This window comes from Pirellulaceae bacterium (assembly GCA_019636385.1).
Taxonomy (GTDB): domain Bacteria; phylum Planctomycetota; class Planctomycetia; order Pirellulales; family Pirellulaceae; genus Aureliella.
Genome location: JAHBXT010000004.1, coordinates 140997 through 165966 on the forward strand (window position 1 = coordinate 140997; position 24970 = coordinate 165966).

The following is a 24970-nucleotide window of genomic DNA, read 5'->3' on the forward strand; positions in this document are numbered from 1 at the left end:
GCATTACACACGGTCCTGGCGATGCCGCTGGGACTTGCGAGCCTGGCTGCAGTTTTCGCATACCCCCTGAATGATCAACCGGTGACTGCGCACGCGAAAGCGATGGCTACGAGCGATTTCGTCGCGAAGCTGCACCAACTGCGGCGTCTGAAACTCGATCAACCGATGACAGCCGGTGCAGTACAAATGATCATGTTCGGGGTAACCGTAGTCGTGCTCATAAACGCTGCGGCCATTTAGCTCAAACCTACGTAACAGGCCTGCGTCCACAAACTCCTTGAGGGTCCGGTAGACAGTTGGACGACTGACGTAGTTGGGCTGCCCGCGTTTGGGCAGTTGTTCCATCAACTGGTCGGCATCAAAATGCTCATGCCGCTGAAATACCTGTTCGACCAAGTACCGCCGCTGTTCGGTCTTTCTCAGGCCGCGTGAGGCCAGATACTCCTCGAAACGTTCGTTGGGGGTCTGTGAGACCTGAACAGCTTCGAGCCCGCTGGCCGGCTGGGCAGTCGATTGATTGGGCATGACACTCTAGTCCAACGACAGAATTAGACCAGCGGCCTATTGGCAGCTATCGTCGCCAGACGGTGGGCGAACCGCTCTCTCACTGTCCGGCAACGGTAGCTACTGGTACGTCGGCATTGGCCATCGGCCAATGACCGCTTGAATGACGATCCAAGCTGCGTAGTTACGTCAGTATTGTGTTCGATCAACCCAAGGAATCCAACAGACGATCTAAGGCGACCGACAGTTTTTCCGGAGTCTCATAGGTACCCTGAGCGATGGCGTTACGGATTTCTGCAACCCGCTCGGCTCTGATGTCGCTCCCGGTAGGAGAGCCGGCAGCCTGAGAGGCCAACAATTGCTGTGCTTCCGCCGACAATTCCAATTGGTCCTGCGGCAATCCGACCGGCACCGGTGCCTGCACAGGTTTGGCGGACGAGGCCCCGGCGGTTCGAGCTGCGTGTTGAATGGATGTCGCCGACTGCAAACTGTTGATTTGCATGAAGTAGGTTCTCCCCTGAGAGTTCGCGTGTAAGTGACTTATAGGACAGTGGACTATACGAGGTCAAGTCCAATCAGAGCGTCGCATTCCGTGTCGGAATCGAATGTGCCTGTCCATAGCAACCTTAGGAGACCAGCGCGAGCGCAGAATTCTGTACAGCACTTATCGACTGTTGGCCCAGGCCACCCGCGTGTTTCCCGTAAAATACAGGTTTTGCCAGCATTTCGGTTTGTAACGGGCTGGCGAATGATAGGTGTGCAATTCTAGCCTGACAGTAGACATGCTGCTAGGCTGCTACGATTACCAGCCTGTGGACCAGGGCTGGCATCTGCTCTCTGGCGTGAATCGCGACAGCGACGGCAGTTGCTACCGAGCCTGCCAGATGGACAACGGCACGACAGCCGAATCCAATTGGCCGACCTCCATCGCCCGTCGAGCCAACTCGTCCACCGCTTTGCAGCCCACCGGCCCTAAGTCTACTGTCCAATCGTTGACGTACAACTGAACATGCTGCATCAACACTTGGTCATCCATCTCCTGCGCATAGCGACGCATGGTTGGCAATGCGAGTTGTGGATTCTGCCTCGCCAATCGCACAGAGTCTTCGATCGCTGCGTGCACTCGGCCTAACCTTTCATCACCCAGCGACTTATTCGCAAAGATGCCTCCCAGCGGGAGCGGACAATTGGTTTCTGTTTCCCAGCGCGTGCCCAAATCCTCGACTAAATGCAGCCCAGAAGTCTGCCATGTGAACCGCCCTTCATGTATGCAGACTCCAAAATCGGCCTCACCGCGCTGCAGCGCAGGCATGATGTCGGAAAACAGCGTCTGCTGGCTTCGAACCGTGCGAGGATAGAACAACTGAAATAGCAGCGAGGCAGTCGTATCTTCACCGGGACACAAAACTACTTGGTGAGAACTCGTCGGCCAACTATCGGGTTGAGCCGCCAACAACAGCGGACCGACCCCGAATCCCAACGCCGAGCCACTGGGCAATACCACGATTTTATTGGCTAACTTCAGTGCCGCAAAGTAACTGCCTTTGGCTACATCAAACTGTCCCAGTCGCAGGCCGCGATTCAGCTCTTGAATATCTAACAACTCAATTTGGAATTCCAATCCGCGCCAATCGACCAAACGCTCCAGCAGACCGTGAAACGCAAAGGTATCATTTGGACAGGTCGATATACCAAGTTTGATCTTCGTTGCCATTGAATTCAGCATCGCTATTGAATCTGTTCACTTCCCGCCTTCGCAGGTCGATTGTCTGATTACCTCAATGAGCCGCATCCCGAACTTTCAGCCAACTGGACAGCCGCCATCATAGCTGACCGCGATTGCCATGTGTCGAATGCACGATCACCGGCGCGATTGGACAGGCCACGGATAACCCGTAGCGGAACCTTGAACTGCTGACAAACTGCGGCGACCGAATACGACTCCATGTCCTCAGCTTGGGCCGCTGGAAAATATTGGCGTTTCAGCTGCACTTCCTGGGAATTCGCCGAGGCCGCACAGACGGTCAACAATTGCCGCTGGCTGTCCGCGCAATCGCCAGTTAGGTCAATCACGTCACCGGGACAGGTTGGCCCTGAAAACAACTCAAGCCATCCGAGTCGCTCGGCCGAAACCCAATCTGCTCCGCCACCAACTCCAATACCGTAACATGCAACCTCAGTGAATTCACAGGCGGTTCCCAACGGCAGTTGATCGTGGTAGCTACCGGCGATTCCCAACAGCCACACCTGGTGCGGCCGCAGTTGAGCGATCCAAGCGGCCGAGAAGGCAGCTGAGTGTACCAGACCCAACCCGCATAGCTCAACCCGCGCCACACCGCGCCTCGTTAGCCGACTCAACTGAGGCTGGCATAGACTGCGTTCCATCTCGGTAGGAATCAAAATCAAATCACAGCCACGAGTCACGACGAGCTTCTTTCAGGCGCTGTGCTTGGCGTCAACCGACTTGACCAGGCGATCGATCAGGGCATCCAGTTGATCTCCGTCAAAGCCCATCTTGGCGGCGGCTACCGCGAACAGCCGTTTTTCTGAATTGCTCAAGGAGCCATCAGCCGCCATCATTCGCAGCAAATCCTCCAGTATCTGCTCTTGCTCCCCAGTAGTATTTGCCAACGTCAATTGGGCCGTGCCGGCCAACACCTCATTGATCGACTGTTGCAAATCTTGTTCGCGCATGCCAAGTTTCTTGCAACGATCAAGCAGCATCGCAATTTCTTCTGCCGAAAAACTGCCGTCGGCGGCGCTCATAATGACCAAATTTCTAAGCAAATCCAAGTTCTTCAAGCGACCGCTCCCTTACTTTCGTTTCACAATCGTAATCTAACCTATCGCCTCCCAAGTTCTGGCGAACATAGCAACCCTCTCGGACTGATGACCATTGTCCTTCAGTTTACAGCAAAGTGCAATGGACAAGTGAGCTATGCCTTCCTGATAAAATGCTCGGCATACGAACGGACCTGTTTGCCGTTGAGCACGTGAACCATCCGCATTTGCTGTACCATGGCATCGTTGAAATGGCTCAGGGGGATATGAACCAGTTGTCGACGATAGTGGCGGGCGATGCGTCGCCAACGAGCGCCTGGAGACTTGGGGCTTAACAGGGCAATGCGACTTTCGCGAGAATGCAAACAGGCCGCCGCCAATAACCGCTCTTCCAAATCCTCTGCGTGTTGCAGACGAGGGTCGCTCCAAATATCGGCGATGGCCACTGGTGGAAACAAGAACATGGCTCCGCCATAGGTTGCCAGCGCAATTCCTGGCCCCACCATCTCTTGACCAAAATCGGTAGCAAAAAACGCCAGCGTTGACTCATTTTGATGCTCGGCAAACCACGTGGTCCGCCACGGGTATTCGCGCGGATCGGCCGGGGTATCGAACAACATCACTACGCAGTCCAAACTGCCAACGCTGGGCGGCAGAACTTTGACGTAGATATCGCCGTCGTACCAATGCCTGAGCGTCTCGCGAATGTCGATTCCATCTTTGATGCTGGAGGAAAACTTCTCGCTGCGAGCCAAATCGGCTCCGATGAGCGCCTGGGCGCGATCAGCGACGCGCGTGCGAAAGCTTTCGATCAACGTGTCCTCCGGTGGCCACGAACATTGTCCATAGGGATTCCAGCGAGCCAACCAGCGCTGTTTGTCTTGGAGCGCGGGTTTTTTGTTCAATTCTAATGAACGCCATTGCAACGGTTGACCGGGTAATCGGCTGTGAGCCTTAATCCGTTCACCATCGGGCGTACGCAGCTGGTCGATGCCCATGGTGATTTCCATCAAGTCGGGCTGAGAATCGTAGGGATAGCTGCGCGCGGCCTCGATCAAATGGATGGTGTATTGGTCACCTAAAATCTGCTGCGCTGCCACGGCCATGTTGTACATGTCGGGCGACATCCGCCGCTCCATGAGTGTCAAGTTGCGGATGTATTTCAGACACTGCGACAACATCAGCGGAGTAATCCGCCGCGCGCGTTTGCCGAAATCTTGCAGATAACTGGAACGCGCCGAAAGCAACAACTGCTTGACGCCGTCAATGGTTAGATTTTCGTCTTCTTCCAACTCAGCCCGAGCGCGTTCGTACAGTCCCGTGATATAGGGCAATTCGCCAAACATGAACAGCAACGAATTCGACTGAACGGCATAGCGCGCAGGCAATTGGACTTCGTCAGCCAGCGGTGGACTGTCTTCTGGCTCGCGAAAAGCTTCGCGCAGCCAAGGCCATTCTAGAATAGAACAAACGATCACAATCCGTCGCTGGCTGCGCTCGAGTTGTTTAAGCCGGCGGGCGACATACTGCAGCCGCTGGATGACTTGCGGCTGCTGTGGCCGCTTGATGCCTGGCAAGATCGCTGTAGCAAAACGCTCCAGTGGAACTTTACGCAAGGCGTAAGCATCGGGAAGGACTGAAGATTGCGGCTGAAAAACATCGGTCTCAAGATCGCAGAATTCGATATCCCAGCGCTCACCTAAGGCCACTCGCAAAGCTGCGATGACCGGTTGGCAGGGATCCACCGGAACGTAACTCCACCAAGCCGGTTGAAGCACAGGCGATAGACCAGCTTCAGAATCGTCCTCCGACAGATCATCATTCGGTTTGAATGACGACCACGAATTTCCGAATTGCAACGGGCGCTGGAGGACCAACGATGGAGCCGGCAGCGCCTCGACGCCCTCCAAGACACTGTAGCGATAAGAATCTGGCAAGATGACAGCCAGCAGATCGCAGCCATGCTCTAACAACCAGCGGCGAACCGCCAACGCGCAAACTCCGCTGCCATGGATGACCGGCAAGCAGGTTATGTGTTTGCCCAGGGTCAGTGGCGTAATTGGTAGAGCTGAGTGCGTCATGGAAGGATGTTACCATAGTGCGACACAGCGGCCATCTGAAGTCGGCTGTGACAACCAGTGCCCAGTCAAATGGCAGCTCAAGCCACACGCATATTGCCGGTGACCAAGTTCATAAAAATGCAAATTGGCGTGGCCCTGCGCCGGCGAACCACAGGCGTCAGCAACTACACGCCATTCTTGTCAAGCAGTCTACGGCAAAGTCTGTGCCAAAGAAAGTCGGTAATTTTTTGAGGAATCATCGACGATTCCTGGCAGGATCGGTCGATTTACCTTGCTGCCGGCTCGCGGTGACCTATGATAAACGCTGTAGGCGCTGAAGAGCCTACAACTCAATGAACTTTTGGCTGTCTTTTCGGCAGAGGGACCAATTTTACGCGTTGGCCAAAATCAACCAGTGGCAAGTGCAGAAGCACGCCCGATTTTCGCCAGTCTCGCAGCGGCTCCGCTTTTTGCCGCCAACAGCCAAAGGCTCGAAAATGGCCGCTAGGATTAACCTCCTAGCGGCTTTTTTCATTTCACTGCCGACAGAATTTGCGTTGGCCATCAACCCAAGCCATCTCGACTCGGCCATACAACGACTGTCCGTTCAGCGGCGTATTGTGGCTGAGTGAATAGAAGTGGTTGGTGTCAACCGTCCACTGCGCATCGGGATCAATTAAGACTACGTCGGCTGCACTTCCGACTTGCAATGTTCCGGCTGGAATTCCCAACACCGCCGCTGGCTTGATGGTCAGCGCTTCAATAGCCCGGCACCAATCTAGTTTTCCGGGACGAATCAGATAGGTAATCACTTGGGCCAGCGCGGTATCCAGCGTGGACATGCCGAATGGCACAGCGGACAACTCCTGCATCTTCTTTTCCAGAGCTTTGGGCTGATGACCTGAAGTCAAGACATCGATCGTGCCATCGGCCAGTGCTTCCCAGCAGGCCTCCAAATGCTCCTGACTCCGCAGCGGTGGACTGACTTTCAAATTGGCGTCGAACGATCGCATCATTTGATCGTCGAAACACAAATTCGCAATTCGTATCCCGGCACTGACTCCACTGTCACGCGACTTGCTGCGACGAACCAGTTCTACACTGCCCGCCGTCGATATACTGCTCAAATGCAACCGCCCTCCAGTGGCTTCCAGGAGTCGCAAATCGCGGGCAGTGGCCAAGTCCTCGGCTTCGGCTGGCATCGGCGCCAGGGCCAGCACCAATTGCGTTAGGCCTTCATGCATCAGCCCACCGCGAGTCAACCCAGGAATTTCTGGCCGATCTAAGAGACAGCGATCGAACATCAGACAATACTCAAGCGCTCGGCGGAGCAAGGCTGCGCTGCTGAGCGGCGAAGGGTCATCGCTGAGGGCTACAGCTCCAGCTTCCACCAGCGAGCCGATCTCCGCCAACTCCTCCCCTGCCCGGCCCTTGCTCACACAGCCAATCACATGCACTCGACAGCGATCCGCCTTGACCGCCTTTTGCCGAATGAATTCAACTGCCGTAGCGGTATCGATGGGGGGATCGGTATTAGCGGCACAAGCGATCGACGTGAAGCCACCGGCCAGTGCGGCGCGTGTTACCGACTGGATGGTCTCGTCTTCCTCATTGCCGGGTTCGCCAATTTCGGTCGACAAGTCGATCAATCCCGGTGCGACGATCCAGCCGCGTGCATCGACCTGCTGTGCGCCGGCTGGAACTGATTCATCGGTTGGATCAATGGCCGCTACAACGCCTTGATGAATCAGCAATCGACCGACGCGATCCAATCCGCTTACTGGGCAAATCAATCGGCCATGGTCAATCAACCAACTGCTGATTCGAGGCTCGCGCTGGGTGTCTGTCTGAGGATCAGGCATCATGTGCCTCCCCGTGCTGTGCGGCCATCGACAGCCTGTCTGACTGACTGACCCAATAGCAACCATAGCGCAGCCATGCGGATGGCGATGCCGTTGGTCACTTGTTGCAGAATGACCGAATGTGGACCATCGGCGACATCGGGAGCGATCTCCACGCCGCGATTGATCGGCCCAGGTGCCATAATCAAAATATCAGGCTTGCTGCGCTTCATGCGTTCGGAGTTCATGGCATACAGTAACGCATATTCTCTGACCGACGGAAAAGGCCGCGTGTCTTGTCGCTCGAATTGAATTCGCAGCAAATTCAACACGTCGCAGCGCGGCAAAATTGCGTCCAAATTGTGAGCCACTTCAACGCCAAACGTTTCCCATTTCTTGGACACCAGAGTCGCTGGACCACAGACGATCACTCGAGCGCCTAGTTTCAGCAATCCCCAGATGTTCGAGCGGGCGGTACGGCTATGCGCGATATCGCCGACCAGAGCCACGGTTAAGCCGTCCAAACTTCCACGCTGCTGGCGAATCGTCAGGATGTCTAATAACCCCTGCGTGGGATGCTCGTGGGACCCGTCGCCTGCGTTGACCACGCAACAACTGAGATGCTGTGCCAACAAATGGGAGGTACCTGGCGTAGCATGGCGCGTCACCACCGCGTCCACGCCCATGGCCTCGATCGTTTTGGCGGTGTCAATGTATGTCTCACCCTTAGAAACGCTAGAGCCACTGGACGAGAACTCGATTGTATCGGCCCCTAGTCTCTTGGCGGCCAAAGAAAAACTATTTCGCGTACGCGTGCTGTTTTCGTAAAACAGATTGGCGATCGTTCTGCCAGACAGGAGCGACAGCTTTTGACCCGCCGCCGCATGAGCTTGGCTGAGCTGCTCGGCGGTGTCCAGCACCGTCACGATCTCCTGAGCCGACAAGCTTTCCAAATCCAGCAAATGCCGACGCTGCCAGTGCTCTGGGTAACGTGGAAGCGGCACAGTGGTGCAAGGAGACATGCCAGGTCGCAGATCGGTTGGCTTACGAGTCAAAAGGTCTTCACGCAGTGCTGGGTGTCAGGCGTCGCGTGTCAGCGAATCATGCTCAAACAGTTCGGCAGCTATTGTACGTCAAACCACTCATGTCTGCGAGGTGCCGCTGGCCTGAGCGTAACCCCGCAGTGGCTTGGGCAGCGGAAAGTAAACATCTTCACTGCGCACGGATTGCTCGCTTAGGCTAGCGCTAAACTCTCGCTGCAACCAAGCAATTGTCGCCTGCACAACCGACTCCGGAGCGCTGGCTCCAGCCGTAATCAACACGCAATCGGACGGGCGGAACCATGCGCGCTGCAGGTCGTCGGGGCCGTCGATCAAATACGCAGGCTGGCCACGATCCTGGGCCAGCTCGCGCAGACGCTGACTGTTGCTGCTATTCTGGCTGCCCAGCACCAGCACGACATCGGCCTGCTGGCTGAGGAGGCGAACTGCCTCCTGTCGATTCTGCGTGGCGTAACAAATGTCGTCCTTAGGAGGACTGGCAATCCAAGGAAAGCGGCTGCGCAGTCGAGCAATAACTCGATTGGCATCGTCCACACTGAGAGTTGTTTGAGTCAAATAGGCCAGCTTGGTTGTTGGTGCAAAGTCCAATCGGTCGACGTCGTGCTCGTCCTCGACCAGCACGATGGCCTGAGGTGCTTCACCCATCGTACCAATGACTTCATCATGCCCTTCATGACCAATCAGAATGATGTTGTATCCCTGCTTGGCGTACTTGATGGCTTCCAAATGGACCTTTGTGACCAGCGGGCAGGTAGCGTCGATGGCCGTCAGCCGCCGCTGCTTGGCCATGTCGCGGATTTGCGGCGAGACACCGTGAGCAGAGAACAAAACGGTGGCCCCCTCGGGTACTTGATCTAACGAATCCACAAAAATGGCGCCTTTGGACTGAAATCGACGGACCACGTACTGGTTGTGGACGATCTCGTGGTAAACGTAGATCGGACCTGGCAGCTGTTGGATGGCTATCTCCAAGCTGGTGACCGCCATGTGGACCCCGGCACAGAAGCCTCGGGGTGCCGCCAGAATGATTTCCATCACCTATTCCGGCTACTGGCCGGCTCCATTGAGTTTCCGCTTGAAATGGAAGTCTCCGCTGGGTAATCCAGGTGGCATTCTTCTCGCGCCTGTCACTGATCTCGTTATCGGAAGCGGTCGAGCCCGCGATCCGGCTTTAGAATTGCTCAAAAAAGCCTGGACAACCTTGGAAGCCTATCTTAGCCGCTTGGGCGAGCAAGTGAATCCGAATTGCCGACCACTTGAGCATTTAACCGCGTGGGCAGCACCCTCTGGCAATTGATTCAGTCAGCCGCACTTGGGCTCCATCTAGCCACTGTCGTAGGAACATTGGTACGACAGCCACTATACCTGCATATATCGCGTTGGACGATGGGGCGGCAAAACCCGTTCGACCCACCCCTAAGGTAGGCGATACGCCACAAAAGCTGTTTTGAGGAATTTTATTGACCACACGACTACTCAAACCAGGGGTGGCTGTGTATGCTAGCCAGCTCGTAAAGCCAACTTTTCACAATCACCCTAACCGATACTGAATTTTAATCGCCATGGGCCAAATCATCACTTATTTGATTCCCGTTTTGGGGGTAGCCGCTCTGGTTTTTATGTACCAAAAAGCGGTGTGGGTAGGACAACAGGATGACGGCGACGAACGGATGAAGCGCATCGGCAAGAGCGTTGCCGAGGGTGCCATGGCTTTCCTGAAAGCCGAATACAGCGTGTTGGTGGTCTTTGTAGCCATCGTAGCCGGACTGCTGGCCTATATGGGTAGCCGCGATCCCGTGAATTCGTCTCCACTGCTGGGGCTGTCGTTTGTTATGGGCGCGCTTTGTTCAGGACTGGCTGGCTTCATCGGTATGAAGATTGCCACCAAGGCAAACGTACGAACCGCCAACGCGGCCCGCACTAGTTTGGGTGGCGCTTTGCAAGTCGCCTTCTCCGGTGGATCGGTCATGGGAATGGCCGTAGTGGGTCTGGGTGTATTGGGTCTGAGCATCTTGTTTATTGTCTACAAAAACTTCGGCTGGGACATCAATCGCGTCATCACAGTTCTGACCGGGTTCTCATTCGGTGCCTCGTCGATTGCTCTGTTTGCACGCGTCGGAGGTGGGATTTACACCAAGGCCGCCGATGTGGGAGCGGACCTTGTGGGCAAGGTAGAAGCGGGCATTCCCGAAGACCACCCACTGAACCCCGCCACCATCGCTGACAATGTTGGTGACAACGTTGGCGACGTAGCCGGTATGGGCGCAGACCTGTTCGAGTCCTATGTTGGCGCCATCGTCGGCACGATGGTCTTGGGCGCATTGTTCATCGGCACACCAGGATTCGAGACCAATAACACCTGGGGAGGACTAAATGCGGTTATCCTCCCGCTACTACTGGCGGGCATTGGAATTTTGACCAGCATCATCGGCACGCGATTTGTCCGCGTAGATGAAGGCGGTGATCCTCACAAGGCGCTTAACCGTGGTGAATTGGTCGCCGCAGCGTTAATGCTGGTTGCTACGCTGGTGCTGACGTGGTGGTTGTTGCCAAGCTCGTGGCAAGTAAAATCAACCACCAATCCAGACTTAGTGACTACCTATTCTTCGATGGGTGCGTTCTTTGCGGTCATCCTGGGGTTAGCTTCCGGCCTGGCAATTGGCTATGTCACTGAGTTCTATACCGGCACCGGCACAAAGCCGGTGCGCGGCATCGTCAATCAGTCGTTGACTGGCACAGCCACCAATATCATCTCTGGCCTGGGCGTGGGCATGCAGTCTACAGCCATCCCCATTTTGATTCTGGCTGCCGCAATCATCGGTGCCTACGAGTTCGCAGGCCTATACGGAATCGCCATCGCGGCTGTGGGCATGTTGTCCAATACCGGTATTCAACTGGCCATCGACGCGTACGGCCCCATTTCCGATAACGCCGGTGGCATCGCGGAGATGAGCAAACTGCCCAAGGAAGTCCGCAAGCGGACCGACAAACTGGATGCCGTTGGTAATACCACCGCCGCGATCGGCAAGGGGTTTGCCATCGGTTCAGCCGCCCTAACCGCATTGGCGTTGTTCGCCGCCTATATGGCCAGCGCCGGCATTACCACAATCGATATAGCCCAGCCACGCGTGACTGCCGGTCTATTGATCGGTGGTATGTTGCCGTTCTTGTTCTCGTCGTTGGCCATGGCCGCCGTCGGTCGCGCCGCGATGGATATGATTCAGGAAGTCCGCCGGCAATTTGCAAACATTCCTGAACTGAAGGCTGCTTTGGAAGTCATGCGGCGCAACGATGGCAAGAACGTCGAAGACTGGAGTGAAGTTGATCGACGCACATTCGATGCCGCTGATGGCAAGGCGGAATACGGCAAGTGCGTGGCCATTTCGACTAAGGCTTCGATTCGTGAAATGATCGTGCCCGGACTATTGGCCGTAATAGCCCCGGTGTTTGTTGGCTTCACTGGCGGCCCCGAAATGCTGGGCGGTCTATTGGCCGGTGTAACTGTCTGTGGCGTGCTGTTAGCTCTATTTCAATCCAACGCGGGCGGTGCTTGGGATAACGCCAAGAAAATGTTTGAAGAGGGCGTGGAAATCCAAGGTCAGACTTACTACAAGGGGTCTGATCCGCACAAGGCAGCAGTGGTAGGCGACACCGTGGGTGATCCCTTCAAAGATACATCGGGTCCATCGCTGAACATTCTGCTGAAGCTGATGTCCGTTGTGGCTCTGGTCATCGCGCCAATTCTGAAGTTGTGGTGGGCCAGTATCTAACTAACAATCCGCACAAGATCATGCCGCCTCCGGCCCATGTCCACCAGGGCGGGGCTTGATAGCCAGCATGATTGTGCCAGGCAAGGTAGACCCACACTGGTAACAGGATTGGTTCCAACAGCGTAATGATCGAGGCCTCTGGACTGCTGACCGTTCGCAAGCCGCGAGCAAACAGAATGTAGGGCAGTCCAATCTGCACCGCTCCAAACAGCACCAGCACGACGTAGGTCTGTAACGGTACTCCCATGGATTCTGCCTCCCACTTCTGCCCCCACACCCACGGCAGCAACAGCAGCACCGTAGCCGCTTGATTGAGCATCATCAGCCAAGCTGAATCAAGTACCCGCAGAATTCTCAGGTGCAATACCACTCCGGCAAAGGCTACTCCGGCCAGTATTCCCAGTAACGTTGCACGCAGCGCGCTACCGCCACTCAGCTCCATAATCAAGATTAACATCACACCCGCCAGACAGCATCCGAACATCCGCAGGTCGGGCGGCGTCACCCGTTCGCCAAACCAGCACACGCCAGCCAGCATAACCCATGCCGGTGCCAGATATTGAAGCCAAATAGCGTTGGCGGCCGGGCCGTGCACCATGGCTGACAGAAAGGCCCACACCATCAGTGCAAAGCTCAAGCACATCGTGGGCAAACCCCGATGCCACTGTGGCCTGCGAACCCACGGCACCAACACCAGCGCTGCAAACAGGCTGCGCCAAAAAGCCAGCATCAAACCGCGCATTTCTGCTGGCCAGCCATCAAACCACGGCGACTTGGCAAATAGTCCGCCAGTACTCCACAGTAGCGCCGCAGCTACAATCAGCAGCCGGCCGCGCCACATCGACTGGGCGTTCGCTGGCTTGGCATCTGCGTCGCGGGCGGTTTTAAGCATCTGTACCCAAATAGTTTGGTACAACTGAAGAATCAAACATGGATCTACAGCACTTACAGGATGATCGTCGTTCCCAAATCCAGGGTGAAGAAATCACTGAGTAAACCATCGGTTGTCCGTTCGAAGTCATCAGTGAGTTGGGCACCGGCAATCCGCAACTCGAATACAACCGACTCACGCACACAAGTGCTTCTATCAGCGACATGCAATCTCCGGTCCATCAATGTTCATTCATTTTTGTCGAAAACTTGTGCATGAGTGCTTACTCACCGCTTACTCGTGGTGAAGTAGATCGAGTTACCAACAGTGCGACCAAGATTAACAGCAGATGCACCGTCACCGTCACAATCAGCGCATACACCACGCTCTTATTAAATCCGTAAGTATGTAGACCGATACCCAACAGGTTGGTGCCGAACCAGGACCAAGCTGTGACGATGTTGCCCAGTAGTGCCAGAATCGAAAACCCTCGCAGTCCAACCAGCTTGTCCCAGCGGGCGTGTAGCACAACCGCATTCCACATCACGATCATCAGCGCCCCATTCTCTTTGGGATCCCAACCCCAGAACCGGCCCCAGCTATCATCGGCCCACAGGCCGCCGAGCACTGTGCCCACAAAGCTGAACAAGATGCCAAAGCAGATCGAAAAGTAGCCCATGCGGTACATCTGCTGTTGGAACTGCGCGGACTGCGACTGCTGCGATACGCTCAGCTCCTGACGGTGGCGAACCATCATATGAACGAGGGCGGCGGCTCCAAAAAAACCACCGAGGAACGTAGCGGCGTAACCCGCGTTAATGGCCACCACGTGAGTTGACAGCCAAAACTGGGTATCCAGCACCGCCATCAACACATGCAGCGTATCGCCACGATCTAGGCTGCGAGCGATGGCCAGTGTGATGACTCCGATTAGCGCGGCCACAATATTAGCCACGCCGATGCGATAGATCAGCTCCAGTACCAGGCACACCAGCACGCAGGCCCAGCCGATAAAGATCGCTGTCGAATATAGATTCGTAATAGGCGCACGCCCGGAAATGTACATGCGAGCCACCAGCATCAGAGTGTGAATGACAAAGACACCCAACAGTAAGCCGAATGAAACGTGTCGAATGTTGTACTTCGGATATCCAAAAGAAACGAAGGTCAGTACCAATGCCAGAAGATATAAACCGATCCCTAAGGCTGTTGGATTAACCTGATTGAGACGACTCTCAGCCGAAGCCTTGGCCAAGTGCGACCCGGCTACTGTATTAGCAATCGTCTGCTGGTACTTGCGTACCGCACTATTGATCTCTTGCGGTTTCTGTGCGTGCATCGCAGCCAACACCTGCTCAAACGCTTCGACGACAGGCGTCGTCGGCTTGCCACGTACCATGTCCAGAATCGACTGGAATCGCGCAGGGCCGAAGGCCGACCAAGCGGACTCTGGACTAGCGGGTTGATTGGGTGCAGATTCCAAGGACGGTCCGGTGACCGCAGGTCCATCCGCAGGCGGCAGGAACGCCGGCGGGTGCATCGACTGGACAATCCGATAACGCTGGTTCAGTTGGTCCAATTCTGCCATCACGCGTCTGACCCCTTCTGGGTCGTTGGCGTTGTCGATCTTGGGCAGCGACGGTGTCTCGTACGCTGCGGTCAGCAGTTCGTAGGTGGTAAACTTCTGATACATTTCCGAAATTTTTTGCTCGCGAAAATTGAGCGGTTCTTGCTTCTTGGATTTCTCGCGCAGTACGTCAATCTGCTTAAAAAATTCCTCCCGATTGGCATTGATTTCGTTGTAGCTATAACGATAGCTGGCGCGCTCCTCCAGTTTCAACAGATCGCGGACCTCTTTGGTATAAACGCGGATGATCTGTGCATCGCGAGTCCAAGGCAAATCCACCAGCATGGCCATGAGCCACTCGACGCGATGCCGCCGATTACCGTCGGCGTCCTTTATGTAGCTGCTACCGCCAAAGATGGGTTCACTGAGCGTCTGCAGCAAATTGGCTGCCACTGTATCGGCGGGCTTGATGCGGCCTTCATGTTGTACCGGCAGCCTGGCAACTGCTGTCCAGTCTATGTCGGACACACCCGATGTGGGCTGGCGCAAACTGTAGCCTCCAGCCAATGCCGCAATCAGCACTCCCAGTCCGATCGCCAGCCAAGCACCCAGCGACCGATACTCTTGACCAGCCAAGACGTTTTGCTCGCGAGCCGCGCGACCAGCAAACCGCAGAAACGTGCCACTGAAGTGATGCAACATGCCAATCATGACCATCATGCAGCACACGTAAGGGATCATCCAGCCAGCATTGCGAACGACCTGCAGACCGGTACCTTCACCCATGCGACCATCACGAAACATTTGCGGATTGTATTCGCTCTGGTAGAACGTCTCGCCGCCAAAGCGAATTGGATTGTTCATCCATGTCTTCTCAGTGATCTCCTCGCCAGTGCGCGGATTCTTGATATGAATGAGCGATGAATAATCGCGAGCCGTCTCGCTGCCGCTGTAATTCTCACGCACGACGTCTTTTAAATGGACATAGTAATCCTTGTAGTCGCGGCGAAATCGCAGCGATAGCTCGAAAGGCACACCGCCGATGCTCAGGCGTTCGTGTTCATCAACACCGCCATTGAAGATTTGTTGAGCATCATTGCGATACTGTGTAAGCAGGACGGAACCGATCGGCTGGCGTGACTGGCGATCAAGCAGCGTCACATAAGCCGACACCAGATTAACGCTGGACGAAGCGCCACCGCTGGTCTGTGTTTCGACGGCTTCATACTCCAGCCCCAAGCCGACAGTAGCCAAATTAGCGCTACCTGGCTTGATCGGTTTCAAATTGCTATTGGCCATCCAGCGATCGATGCGCACGATGCACGGTAACTGCGGATCGTCGATTACGCCATCACGGCGCAGAGCGCGGCGAATCAGCGCATAGGGAATGGCCTGCACGCGATCTTCTTCGGGATTGCTGGTATCAATGAAGGCGATTTCGGTTTCTTCCATGCGATAGGCCATATTGGTCTGCTCGCCTTCGATCAACGTCATCCGTTGCTCGACTTGTCGATCACCGAACACGAATTGACCGACCATCAATAAAGCCACGCCGACATGAATCAGCATGTTGCCGCCGCGCTTGCCAAACAACAGATTCAGGCCAGCCAGCACAACGTAACTGGCGATGGTGGCCTGCAATAATTGCCAGACGATACGCAATCCAGGATCGTCCATGCGCGCCGACTGGCCACCCAGCAGCACGATAGCGGTCAGCGCGGCTAGAATCGCCACGCCACCCCACAGGCACCAGCGCACCAGCGCCGGCAGATGGCTGGCAACAAACGCGTACACACCCGCCGCAACAGTCAATATGACCAACCCGATTCTCAGCAGCGACCATAACTGATCGTAACTGATCGGTGGTCGCCCTTGTAAGCCTTCTGACGCATGCCCCGACATGATGACCGCCGTCACCAGTCCAGCGCCTAACAGGCTCACCACTAGTCCTGATGTTAATCGTGCGCCTGTGGCATGAATTGAAAAGCGCGTCGTCTTGGCAGCGATCAAATTGATCATCAGCGCCAAACCAATGGCCGCACCGCCCGGAAACGGAAACCCACCTGTCAGCGGTTTGTGTTCGTGGATTGTTTGAGGCACGAACACATCCAGCGGTATCCAGGCCAGCCAGGAGTTGAAATATTGGCGCTTGACCTGCACCAACGTCTCTTCGTCTTGGGCCAACGTGCCAAACAGGACAATGAAGATGCCCAAGGTGAACAGCACAACAGTTATTTTCAGCGACCCAAGGGCCTTCAGTAACGCATATGGACCGGACCAAGTGACCGTCCGCGCCTGGCTGGTTGAACCAACACTGGTCCAAGTTCCCGTTGACATGTCGATGGCTCCTTGGCTTCTTTGATAGACCGAAAAACTCAAACCCGTTTACATAGCAGCTAACTACTCGATGGACATCGCTCTCACCACGACAACGAACCGACAAACTGGTCCAGCGCTGCCCCGTGCGATTCGATTAGCGATCGAGCCCCGGTCATTTTGACAAACAGACTCTCTTGCTGGCCAAGCGGAATCACAGCCACTCGAATGGCCGATTGTGGATCGTCACCTACTATGGTAAAGCAACGGTACTCCGCCTGCTGGACCTGTCCGGTCGCCGCCGCTTGCAGTACTTGCTGGACGCGCTCGGGAGTCGCCTCGGCGCCGACCTGTTGCAGCCACATGCCGACCGACTGCTCGATCTGGCCACCTGCGGTCGATACCGTGATTGTGGCTTGCAAGTCGCCCTCGACAATCTCGAACATTGCCAAGCGGATGCCGGTGGCGGGCTGCTCCTTCCATCCATCGGGCACAGTGTAGTTTAATTTTTGTCGCTCGGCGGGTGGAATAACCGGTCCGGTCGCAGGACCGCTAGACGGATTGTCACTGGATTGCGCCGGAGTTGAAGTAGCCGGTGCACCTGCTGCAGCGGCGGCCTGGGCCTGCATTTGCTCTAAAAACGGTGCTCGCCCCATGCCTCCCATACCTCCGGCACCGCTCGCAGCCTGCTGGCCGTGCAAGCTGACGAAATAGGCTTTGGCGGTCGGACTGGAATGACTGGGTACTTCTTCTACATCACCCTGCATCTCTGACCACTCCTGGGGCGACAGACTCAGTTGCTGCCGCCAGCGATTAATGTTGTCTTTGAGGTAGGACTGCCACTGCTGGGCGTCCCCTGTGTTGGCTCCCAATTGAGTCAAGGTCGCGGTGGCACCGCTCGAGTGAGAGAATTGAGCATAGGTAATTTGGCGCATTACTTTTTCGCTCCAGCCTTCGCCCAATTTCCAGTGCGGCGACCCATCGTCGCTGAAGGAAAGGGAACTACCGATCTGTCGGAACTGGTCGACCAGCCCCTGAACGCGTTCGGGATCGTCAGTCAGCTTCAGGAACCATGCGCTCTGCTTGTGAGGCACAATCATGCCCAGCATTTGAGTTGGCCGGGCCGGTGAAGCTTGCATGGCCTGTGAAGGTTGCTCGACGCTAGGCGTTTTCTTGGCGACCGTGTAGCTGCGAATCGCCGTATCTTCGCCGCAACCGCAGACCAGCAGCGTGAGGCAACTGGCAGCAAGTAATCGTCGGTATGTGATGGAAGACATCAAGTGAATTGATCCTGGGTAGTTGGCATCTTAGAAGTCTGACCTTCATTTTAGGTCCCCTGCCCCATTCTTGGCACCGCAAATTGCCTAGTAGCTTGTGTCGCCCAGAGGTTGGGGCTGCATCACACCCTACTACTACCGCCACCCAGAAGGTGTAGTCTGCAGAATGCTCTCAGTAGCCGCTGTCGTCGGCCAGACGGTGAAGGCTGCTGAATGCCCCCAATGGCCACGGTCACACAGTTGATGTAGCAGCTACGGCTGCGTCAGTTCGTCCGCCGCTGCCAACGAAACTCGCTGGGCGTCCTAAGACCGCTCGAAGTCCCCTCTGAATCGCGCTGTGGCGACGACAAAGATGGGGCTGACAAGTCGCTTCGCAGCATATCCGGCAGACTGGACAGACGGCTGGTGGCCGAATCTTGAATTTGTCGAGCTAGTAGTTTTTCACTTTCCGCCAGGCGGACTTCGAGCTGCTGGGCGGTGCGTTCGGCAGTTTCACGCCGTTGGCGTTCGGCGCGGTATTCCGACAGCAGTCGGTTATTTTCGGTCTCCAACTGTTGTAACTGCTTCTTGCCGGTAAACACATTGCAGCCAGTGGCCGCAGGCAGCACGCCGCCTCCGGCCAAACACAGCATCAAGACACGAATCGGCCTGGAGAACACCGCAGGCTTCCTTTCCACAAGTTATTGTCTGTTTTCGCTCCGCGAAAAGACTCCCCATAATCTCGTTTCGCCCCGCCTGCGATGAACACTAACAAGATATGCCACCTGCGGGTAGAGGGATTTTTGGTCACTACCCGGTCGGTCCATGCTAGCTATTGGACGACCGCTCATGCCCAGTCCACACTGCAGCTAGGGGGTTGTCCACCGTCTGGCGACCACAGGCTACGACAGCGGCGGTCACTACTGGCCGGCTGCGAAGTCTACTTGAAGATGCCGACCAGCATGTCGGTGAAGCCACTGGTGAGGGCATTTTCGTTGCCGGACCAGGCCCACAAATTGCGAACGACATCCGTCAATAAAATGCCGCTAAAAGACATAATCAGCAAGATTCCTAGCAGCAGTATGACTTGCAGCGTTGAATACGGAACCTCTGGTGTTCCAACTGCAGCCGTGCCCATGGCTGGTGCGGCACCGCCAAATACGTCACCACCCTCACCTACTTCAGAGAATGCATCGAAGGCGTCGGCCGGGGCGTTGCCTAAATCGGCTAGCTCGCCAGAGTCCTCCAGTTCGATGACTTGTGATCCGCTGTCGTCGTCAACTTCCAGTCCACCTGACGGGGAGAGCTGAAACTCTTCGTCCTGCTGAAAGTCAACACCACTGCCACCCAAGCTACCGCCGCTGCCGCCTGGACCGCTACCGCTACTGGAAGCTTCATCGCTCAAGTCTAGCCCGCTGATGCCGCTAGCGGCCAGATCCAAGGGCTCACCTTCCAGTGAGATGCCGCTGTCTGCCGGGCTCTTTAGGTCAATTCCACTGTTGGCACCTAATGCTACGTCGCTGGAACTGCCCAACACGAGCTCGTCCTCCAGCGACAATTCGTCATCCAATACCAAGTCTGAACCGTGGCCGGAAGACCCCGAGCCACTGAGGATGGCTGGATCGCTGTCGCCCTGAATCAGGCCGTCGTCGGCAAGCTTCAAATCCGATGCGGCCGACTTGTCCTGGCTAGCCGGTGGAGTGGCTTTGGGGACAGATGTGGTGGCCAACTGTGTTTCATCCAACAGATTCAGTTCACTGCCGGAACTAGAGCCGCTAGCTGGAGAAACTGGTTTGTCAGGTGAATAGGCCGGTGTAGAAAACTTCTTGCCAGAAGGAGGTGGTACAACTTCGCCTTCGATCTCATCATCATCATCGGCCCCAAGCGAGATTTCGTCTTCATCATCATCGCTGTCGGCTAGTTGCAATCCGTCCAAGTCAACGTGCGAAATGCCACTGCCTGCATCGGGATCGGTTAGTCCCAAATCGGAGTTGGCCACCAATTTCAAATCGCTGCTAGCCGGATCAACTTGCAACGAAACGTCGCTGCCAGAACCTCGGGCCAAACTACCGCTGGACGAAGAGGACAATCCACTGGACGCGGAGCTGGCATCCGGGTCGAGACTCAGAATCGACGAGCCGGCTGGATCTTCGTCCAAGACGTCACCCAACAGTTCGCTGGCGACGCGCTCGATCTCCTCGGGCCTGAATTTCCAGCTTGCACCGTCGCGGTATCCAAAAATATCCCCGCGCGAACGCATTTCGATTAACTGATCGGCGCTCAGTCCCAACCGCTTAGCGGCATCTTCCAACGAGACAAAATTCGACATGCTTGCAGGGGGCTCCCAGGCCAAAACGTAATGCTCTTGCCGGCAATCCTTCGCTGCACCGCCCCTCCGCTGAGCTGCTCTCGGTCAATCCTGCGTCCTGTGAACAGACACTCATCCGCCCAGAAACGCTAGAGAAACTGACCCCATAGTAACTACTGGGAGCCAGAATCTGAACCGCGATTCTTCAATTTTATGGCCTTCGATTAGGCTGGATAGTCAGATTGTGAGGACTTTTCGGATCCGGGCCCTATGGCCAGCAGAGTAACCGCAGCTACCGTCGCCAGGCGGTTGGCAAACCGGGGTTTCTACTCCTCCTGCTACCGATGGCTATCGGCATATCCTTGCGGGCCGCTTGCGCTATGGCTGGGCTCGGCGAATTTCGCTGGGCAGTGGCGGCGAGCCGTTATATTCCTCCATCCGCAGGTCACCCGACAGAGCTCGTACGCAGCGCAATTGCAGATTCCCGCCTCCATCGACTTGATAAACCGCCAGGCTTCGAACCGAATCGTCCAGGATGATGAGCTGTGTCCCCTGAGCCGTCTGGCTGGAGTGCATCTGTAATCTGCCACCGCCCTCGGCTCGGCTGGGGACGATCGCGGTCTGGCTGAGCAGATTTCCAGGTGTGCTGGCCAACCACAAGACCAGCGCAGTGCTAGCTACCCAAACAAGCCTAGTGAGCCATCTATTAGTCATCGGTTTCGTGGCCTTAGTGAATTGAATTGATAGGTCGTGGTGGGGTGTAATCGAACAGAGGGTGCGATGGGACGATTGAAGCGGAAAGCACCAAACGGCTTCAGGAAAATCGAATCTCAATTTGTGGAGCGTTCTTGGTGTGCGTGGCAGCGAACGTCAACTATTACTCGCTCAGCAGCTGGCGCGACAAGATCGCTTGTGTTAACCGGAGCGTTCCTCGCAATGCTGGCATAGACCTGTAGCAAATCAGAATTCACCTGGACGCAGGTAGCAGCGTCGTTCACAATCCGCGCGGAATTCTGATTGGAGCTACGCTGATCAGAACATCGAGTGTAGTGCCCAGGGAAATCCACGTGCTGGCCAGCGTAGCTACCTAGATCCCAATCAGGATCAGGTTTTATTTCCGATCGACTATCAGGGGAATGGATTACCGTGAATCAATCCAAGCGCAAGCAGCAATCCGAGTCATCACCCTACAGCCTACCACTGTTGCCGATTGTGCTGATCGGATCCGCTCTAGCCAGCGGATTCTACGGACTGATACTGGCCGGGCCGTTGGACATCGCGATGTTGAGACGCTATTGCCTGAGTCACCCAGTGGCAATCGCGACCGTGTTTCTGTTTTCGATTGGCATGGTGGGCTTGGTCTGCAAATGGTTTCGCACGCAATACCAGTGGCGATGGCTGGGGCGAACCAGCGCGGCGCTGGGTCGTCTGACCGACGAGGGTCAAACGCAGTCGCCATCAAACCGCGTGGACTGGTTGTTGGCAAGTTGGCAGTCAGAACCCAGAACTGTTTCTGATAGTTGGCTGGGCTCGCGAGTCTGGCAAGTTCTGCTATTGCAACAAAGTCGCGGACGTCGTCATCAGTTGGAGAATGACCTGAAATCGCTATCCGAACAAGCCGCTGATCAACAGCACGAAAGCTACTCGCTCCTACGTATTATTCACTGGGCCATGCCCATGCTGGGATTTCTCGGTACCGTGTTGGGCATCTCGTTGACGCTGGGTCAACTGGACACGCAAAAACTAGCCACTCAGCAACAAGAGGCGATGGCTGAATTGTCCAGCGGTCTATACGTGGCCTTTGATACCACCGCTATCGCTTTGATGTTGACAGTAGCCAGTATGTTTGTGCAGTTTGCCGTGAATCGCAGCGAGTTGAGTTTGCTGGATCGCATCAGTCGAGAATTGGAATCTGCACTGGTGGGCTTTCTGGCCGTCGATCCCTTCGATGCTCAAGATACATTGTTAGTCCCCGTTCGCCAAATGGCTAACGATCTGATCGGCTGTGTGCGGGAACTGGTGGTCGAACAAGCCACGGTTTGGTCGCGATCGATCGCTGAAAGCCAACAACAATGGGCGCAGTGGACCGATCGTGCTGCCAGTGAAGTCGATTTACAATTGGCCAGCTCAATCGGCCAAGCGCTATCCCGACACTTGGCCACCTTGGAGACACTGCAAGAGTCAGGGGCTCGACAAGTTGAGTGCCGGCTCCAACAGTGGCAAACGACACTCAGCGAGCAGACGCGAGCCCTGCACAGCCACCAGAAAGAATTAGTCCAGCAGTCAGCAACGTTACAGCAATTGGTCGAAGCCACGACCGACTTGAAGAAGCTAGAAGAAGCTATCGGACAGAATTTACAAACGCTGCAAGCCGTCGGTCAGTTCGATCAAACGGCCACGCGCATCCAGCAAGCCACCGAGTGCATGACGGAGGCGGTTGCCAAACTGGCTACTAGTCTGGAGCGATCAGGACTACTGCGTGCCGCGCCACAACGTCCGCGCTCGGCCCGCGAAACAGCCAGCCTGCAGGACGATTCGGCCATTCTCCCGCTCAGATCAGCTGGAGACCAGACTACCAGCGATTCTAACAAGCAGCCGCGAGGTAAGGCGGCATGAGTCGCTCCGGCAGACAGAGGGCTGCTCTGGCGCCTTCCCTGTTTCCGTTCTTGGCGGTGCTGCTGTGTACTATCGGTGCGCTGGTGCTGATGCTCATGCTGATGGTCTCGGGGGCTCAATCGTCCATCCAAGCGGTTGCTCAGCAGGCCGAGGAGGAGCTGGAGTGGCAAGAGACGAAGATCCAGCTGGTCAGCGCGGACCTGAAGGAACGGATTGACCACAGTCGTGTCGAATTGGAAAAAAAACGCTTGGTACTGCAGAATCTAGAACAGCACATCGTCGAGCTGACACGAGAGCTGGACGACCTGCAGCAGCAAACCGTGCTGGTCGATCAGTCGCAACAAACTCAACAACAAACGGTCAGTCAGCGCCAGCAGCGCATCAGCCAATTAGAACAGCAGCTGGCCGAGGCCACCCGCGAGCTGGAGCAAAAGCTGGAAAAGCCCGCAGGCGACAAACCTATTTTTGCGATCATCCCTTACGATGGTCCCAACGGCACGCACCGGCGGCCTGTCTATTTGGAGTGTACCGATCGAGGTGTGATCATTCAGCCGGAAGGGGTCGTGGTTTCGCCCGTGGACCTCAAGCCACCCTATGGCCCCGGTAATCCGCTGGACGCCGCCTTGCGAACAATTCGCGCTGAGTATCCGGCAACCAATGGCGCGGTCACCAGCCATCCCTATCCGTTGCTGGTGGTTCGCCCCAGCGGTATTCGCCATTACATGATGGCGCGCGCGGCCATGTCCGGATGGGATGACCAATTCGGCTACGAACTTGTCAGCGAAGACTTGCCGCTGCGTTTTCCGCCGGGACCGCCGCGATTGAAAGACAAGATCGTGGCCGCGATCGAAGTGGCTCGACAACGGCAACTCGCGTTGGCCATGTCGATGCCTCAGTACTACGACGCATCGTCGCTGGATTTTTCAGGTCAATTTACAGGTGGTACTGCAGACGGTGGAAGCGGACCATCAGGGTCTGGATCGTCATCCTCTAGCCTATTCGGAACTGGTTCGAATCAGTTCGCAACCAATGGCCGAGCAGTCGATGCAGACGCCGAGAACACCAATCCATTGAGTTCAAGACGAACAGGCGGATTTGATTCCGGCGCAATGGCAGCACCTGCCAGCGGCAGATCGGCTGCCCCATCCTCCAGTGGCTCCTCCAGCGGCGATGATTGGTCCGACACGCAAGGTTCAATATCCACTACCAAGTCAAGCACCCCACCTTCAGCTAGCGGGGTCGGTGGACAGCCGCTGGGAGCTGCCGGGGGTGGAACAGGATCCAGTGCTAATAGCCAGACCGCAACCGGTGCTGCCAGCGGATCGGCGCTGCAACAAACTTCGCCGATCTCGGCCGGTAGTCAGAGCGCCGGTAGTCAGAGCGCCGGTACTCAGAGCGCAGGTGCTCAGAGCGCAGGGAGGCAGGCTGGGGGAGGTCAAAGTGCTGGCAGCCAAGCCGGTAGCGGCGATCCTGACGCTGCCGCCAGCGGCATGGCGTCGCCGTCACTGAATATCGATCTGTCACCCAAGTCTTCCGAAAACGCTCGCCCGATCGCCCAGTCGCGCGGCAGCAACTGGGCCTGGCGCGGACCTGCCAAAACGCAAACCGCCGTGATCCGGGCGATCCGAGTGCAATGCTTGCTGGATCGCTGGATTGTGATGCCCGATGCTGGCACGAACCTGCCCGCAGAGACCATCATGCTCGATGGCACTCCGGAGCAACGTGTCGAAAAGTTGGTAGCGATTCTGGAAAAACGAGTGGCTGGATGGGGCGTGGCGTTGGCCAGTGGCTACTGGACACCTGTACTACAGGTGGACGTAGCCCCGGACGCTCAGTGGCGATTCGACCAACTGAGCCGCCTAATGCAAGGCAGCGGGATCGATGTAGTGCTGCGCGGGCAGCTTCCAGCGCCCGATAAGGTAATGAGACCATAACAATTTGCCAGTGGCCACCGTCAACAGCGGGAAGCACCTCAGATAACCCACCGTCTGGTGACGGTAGCTATCAATGCACCGGTCA

Annotated in this window: 19 protein-coding genes; 4 read left to right on the forward strand and 15 right to left on the reverse strand. The window is 56.1% G+C overall.

Annotated elements, in window-relative coordinates; translation table 11 throughout:
- Positions 1-3: 3 nt before the first annotated feature.
- The 9 genes from KF752_15095 to ispH all read right to left on the reverse strand — a co-directional run bounded on the left by KF752_15095 (position 4) and on the right by ispH (position 9282).
- Positions 4-525, reverse strand: a complete 522-nt coding sequence (locus KF752_15095; GenBank protein ID MBX3422878.1) for a transcriptional repressor — start codon at positions 523-525, stop codon at positions 4-6.
- Between the two features lie 184 nt (positions 526-709).
- A complete protein-coding gene (gene flgM / locus KF752_15100) occupies positions 710-1006 on the reverse strand; it encodes a flagellar biosynthesis anti-sigma factor FlgM (protein ID MBX3422879.1) in 297 nt (98 codons plus the stop codon).
- 366 nt (positions 1007-1372) lie between these two features.
- Positions 1373-2230, reverse strand: a complete 858-nt coding sequence (locus tag KF752_15105) for a 1,4-dihydroxy-6-naphthoate synthase (GenBank protein MBX3422880.1) — start codon at positions 2228-2230, stop codon at positions 1373-1375.
- Between the two features lie 47 nt (positions 2231-2277).
- Positions 2278-2928 (reverse strand): futalosine hydrolase, encoded by a 651-nt coding sequence (locus tag KF752_15110; GenBank protein ID MBX3422881.1) that lies wholly within the window; start codon positions 2926-2928, stop codon positions 2278-2280.
- A gap of 12 nt (positions 2929-2940) precedes the next feature.
- Positions 2941-3306: a TerB family tellurite resistance protein gene (locus tag KF752_15115; GenBank protein ID MBX3422882.1), complete on the reverse strand. Its 366-nt coding sequence runs from the start codon at positions 3304-3306 to the stop codon at positions 2941-2943.
- A gap of 134 nt (positions 3307-3440) precedes the next feature.
- Positions 3441-5366: a hypothetical protein gene (locus tag KF752_15120; protein ID MBX3422883.1), complete on the reverse strand. Its 1926-nt coding sequence runs from the start codon at positions 5364-5366 to the stop codon at positions 3441-3443.
- Positions 5367-5881: 515 nt separating this feature from the next.
- Positions 5882-7168 (reverse strand): dihydroorotase, encoded by a 1287-nt coding sequence (locus KF752_15125; GenBank protein MBX3422884.1) that lies wholly within the window; start codon positions 7166-7168, stop codon positions 5882-5884.
- A gap of 38 nt (positions 7169-7206) precedes the next feature.
- A complete protein-coding gene (locus KF752_15130) occupies positions 7207-8208 on the reverse strand; it encodes an aspartate carbamoyltransferase catalytic subunit (protein MBX3422885.1) in 1002 nt (333 codons plus the stop codon).
- 120 nt (positions 8209-8328) lie between these two features.
- Entirely contained in the window at positions 8329-9282 is a 954-nt protein-coding gene (gene ispH / locus KF752_15135; protein ID MBX3422886.1) for a 4-hydroxy-3-methylbut-2-enyl diphosphate reductase, read from the reverse strand.
- On the opposite strand from ispH, the gene KF752_15140 reads away from it, so the two are divergent.
- Positions 9272-9544 (forward strand): hypothetical protein, encoded by a 273-nt coding sequence (locus KF752_15140; protein MBX3422887.1) that lies wholly within the window; start codon positions 9272-9274, stop codon positions 9542-9544. The genes ispH and KF752_15140 overlap by 11 nt on opposite strands.
- 265 nt (positions 9545-9809) lie before the next feature.
- The gene (locus KF752_15145) at positions 9810-12017 is read left to right on the forward strand and encodes a sodium-translocating pyrophosphatase (GenBank protein ID MBX3422888.1); all 2208 of its coding nucleotides are present in this window, start codon (positions 9810-9812) and stop codon (positions 12015-12017) included.
- Here KF752_15145 and KF752_15150 read toward each other — a convergent pair.
- The 6 genes from KF752_15150 to KF752_15175 all read right to left on the reverse strand — a co-directional run bounded on the left by KF752_15150 (position 11977) and on the right by KF752_15175 (position 21049).
- Positions 11977-12909 carry an EamA family transporter gene (locus KF752_15150; protein MBX3422889.1) on the reverse strand — a complete coding sequence of 311 codons (933 nt, stop codon included), beginning with the start codon at positions 12907-12909 and terminating at the stop codon, positions 11977-11979. The genes KF752_15145 and KF752_15150 overlap by 41 nt on opposite strands.
- A gap of 262 nt (positions 12910-13171) precedes the next feature.
- Complete coding sequence (ccsA, locus tag KF752_15155; GenBank protein MBX3422890.1) at positions 13172-16792, reverse strand: cytochrome c biogenesis protein CcsA; 3621 nt, start codon at positions 16790-16792, stop codon at positions 13172-13174.
- 83 nt (positions 16793-16875) lie between these two features.
- Positions 16876-18048 carry a hypothetical protein gene (locus KF752_15160; GenBank protein MBX3422891.1) on the reverse strand — a complete coding sequence of 391 codons (1173 nt, stop codon included), beginning with the start codon at positions 18046-18048 and terminating at the stop codon, positions 16876-16878.
- Between the two features lie 263 nt (positions 18049-18311).
- Positions 18312-18725: a hypothetical protein gene (locus KF752_15165; GenBank protein MBX3422892.1), complete on the reverse strand. Its 414-nt coding sequence runs from the start codon at positions 18723-18725 to the stop codon at positions 18312-18314.
- Positions 18726-18967: 242 nt separating this feature from the next.
- Complete coding sequence (locus KF752_15170; GenBank protein MBX3422893.1) at positions 18968-20356, reverse strand: helix-turn-helix domain-containing protein; 1389 nt, start codon at positions 20354-20356, stop codon at positions 18968-18970.
- Between the two features lie 357 nt (positions 20357-20713).
- A complete protein-coding gene (locus KF752_15175; GenBank protein ID MBX3422894.1) occupies positions 20714-21049 on the reverse strand; it encodes a hypothetical protein in 336 nt (111 codons plus the stop codon).
- Between the two features lie 432 nt (positions 21050-21481).
- Between KF752_15175 and KF752_15180 the strand changes: the two genes are divergently transcribed.
- Both KF752_15180 and KF752_15185 read left to right on the forward strand, forming a co-directional pair.
- Positions 21482-22951, forward strand: coding sequence for a MotA/TolQ/ExbB proton channel family protein (locus KF752_15180; protein ID MBX3422895.1), 1470 nt, complete (start codon positions 21482-21484; stop codon positions 22949-22951).
- The gene (locus KF752_15185; GenBank protein ID MBX3422896.1) at positions 22948-24885 is read left to right on the forward strand and encodes a hypothetical protein; all 1938 of its coding nucleotides are present in this window, start codon (positions 22948-22950) and stop codon (positions 24883-24885) included. The genes KF752_15180 and KF752_15185 overlap by 4 nt, the downstream gene beginning before the upstream one ends.
- Positions 24886-24970 lie beyond the last annotated feature (85 nt).

What these genes read in the sequence shown, in the direction of transcription:
- KF752_15095 (MBX3422878.1), bottom strand. Translation starts at nt 525, where the DNA reads ATGCCCAATCAATCGACTGCCCAGCCGGCCAGCGGGCTCGAAGCTGTT.
- flgM (MBX3422879.1), bottom strand. Translation starts at nt 1,006, where the DNA reads ATGCAAATCAACAGTTTGCAGTCGGCGACATCCATTCAACACGCAGCT.
- KF752_15105 (MBX3422880.1), bottom strand. Translation starts at nt 2,230, where the DNA reads ATGCTGAATTCAATGGCAACGAAGATCAAACTTGGTATATCGACCTGT.
- KF752_15120 (MBX3422883.1), bottom strand. Translation starts at nt 5,366, where the DNA reads ATGACGCACTCAGCTCTACCAATTACGCCACTGACCCTGGGCAAACAC.
- KF752_15130 (MBX3422885.1), bottom strand. Translation starts at nt 8,208, where the DNA reads ATGTCTCCTTGCACCACTGTGCCGCTTCCACGTTACCCAGAGCACTGG.
- KF752_15140 (MBX3422887.1), top strand. Translation starts at nt 9,272, where the DNA reads ATGATTTCCATCACCTATTCCGGCTACTGGCCGGCTCCATTGAGTTTC.
- ispH (MBX3422886.1), bottom strand. Translation starts at nt 9,282, where the DNA reads ATGGAAATCATTCTGGCGGCACCCCGAGGCTTCTGTGCCGGGGTCCAC.
- KF752_15145 (MBX3422888.1), top strand. Translation starts at nt 9,810, where the DNA reads ATGGGCCAAATCATCACTTATTTGATTCCCGTTTTGGGGGTAGCCGCT.
- KF752_15150 (MBX3422889.1), bottom strand. Translation starts at nt 12,909, where the DNA reads ATGCTTAAAACCGCCCGCGACGCAGATGCCAAGCCAGCGAACGCCCAG.
- ccsA (MBX3422890.1), bottom strand. Translation starts at nt 16,792, where the DNA reads ATGTCAACGGGAACTTGGACCAGTGTTGGTTCAACCAGCCAGGCGCGG.
- KF752_15160 (MBX3422891.1), bottom strand. Translation starts at nt 18,048, where the DNA reads ATGTCTTCCATCACATACCGACGATTACTTGCTGCCAGTTGCCTCACG.
- KF752_15170 (MBX3422893.1), bottom strand. Translation starts at nt 20,356, where the DNA reads ATGTCGAATTTTGTCTCGTTGGAAGATGCCGCTAAGCGGTTGGGACTG.
- KF752_15175 (MBX3422894.1), bottom strand. Translation starts at nt 21,049, where the DNA reads ATGACTAATAGATGGCTCACTAGGCTTGTTTGGGTAGCTAGCACTGCG.
- KF752_15185 (MBX3422896.1), top strand. Translation starts at nt 22,948, where the DNA reads ATGAGTCGCTCCGGCAGACAGAGGGCTGCTCTGGCGCCTTCCCTGTTT.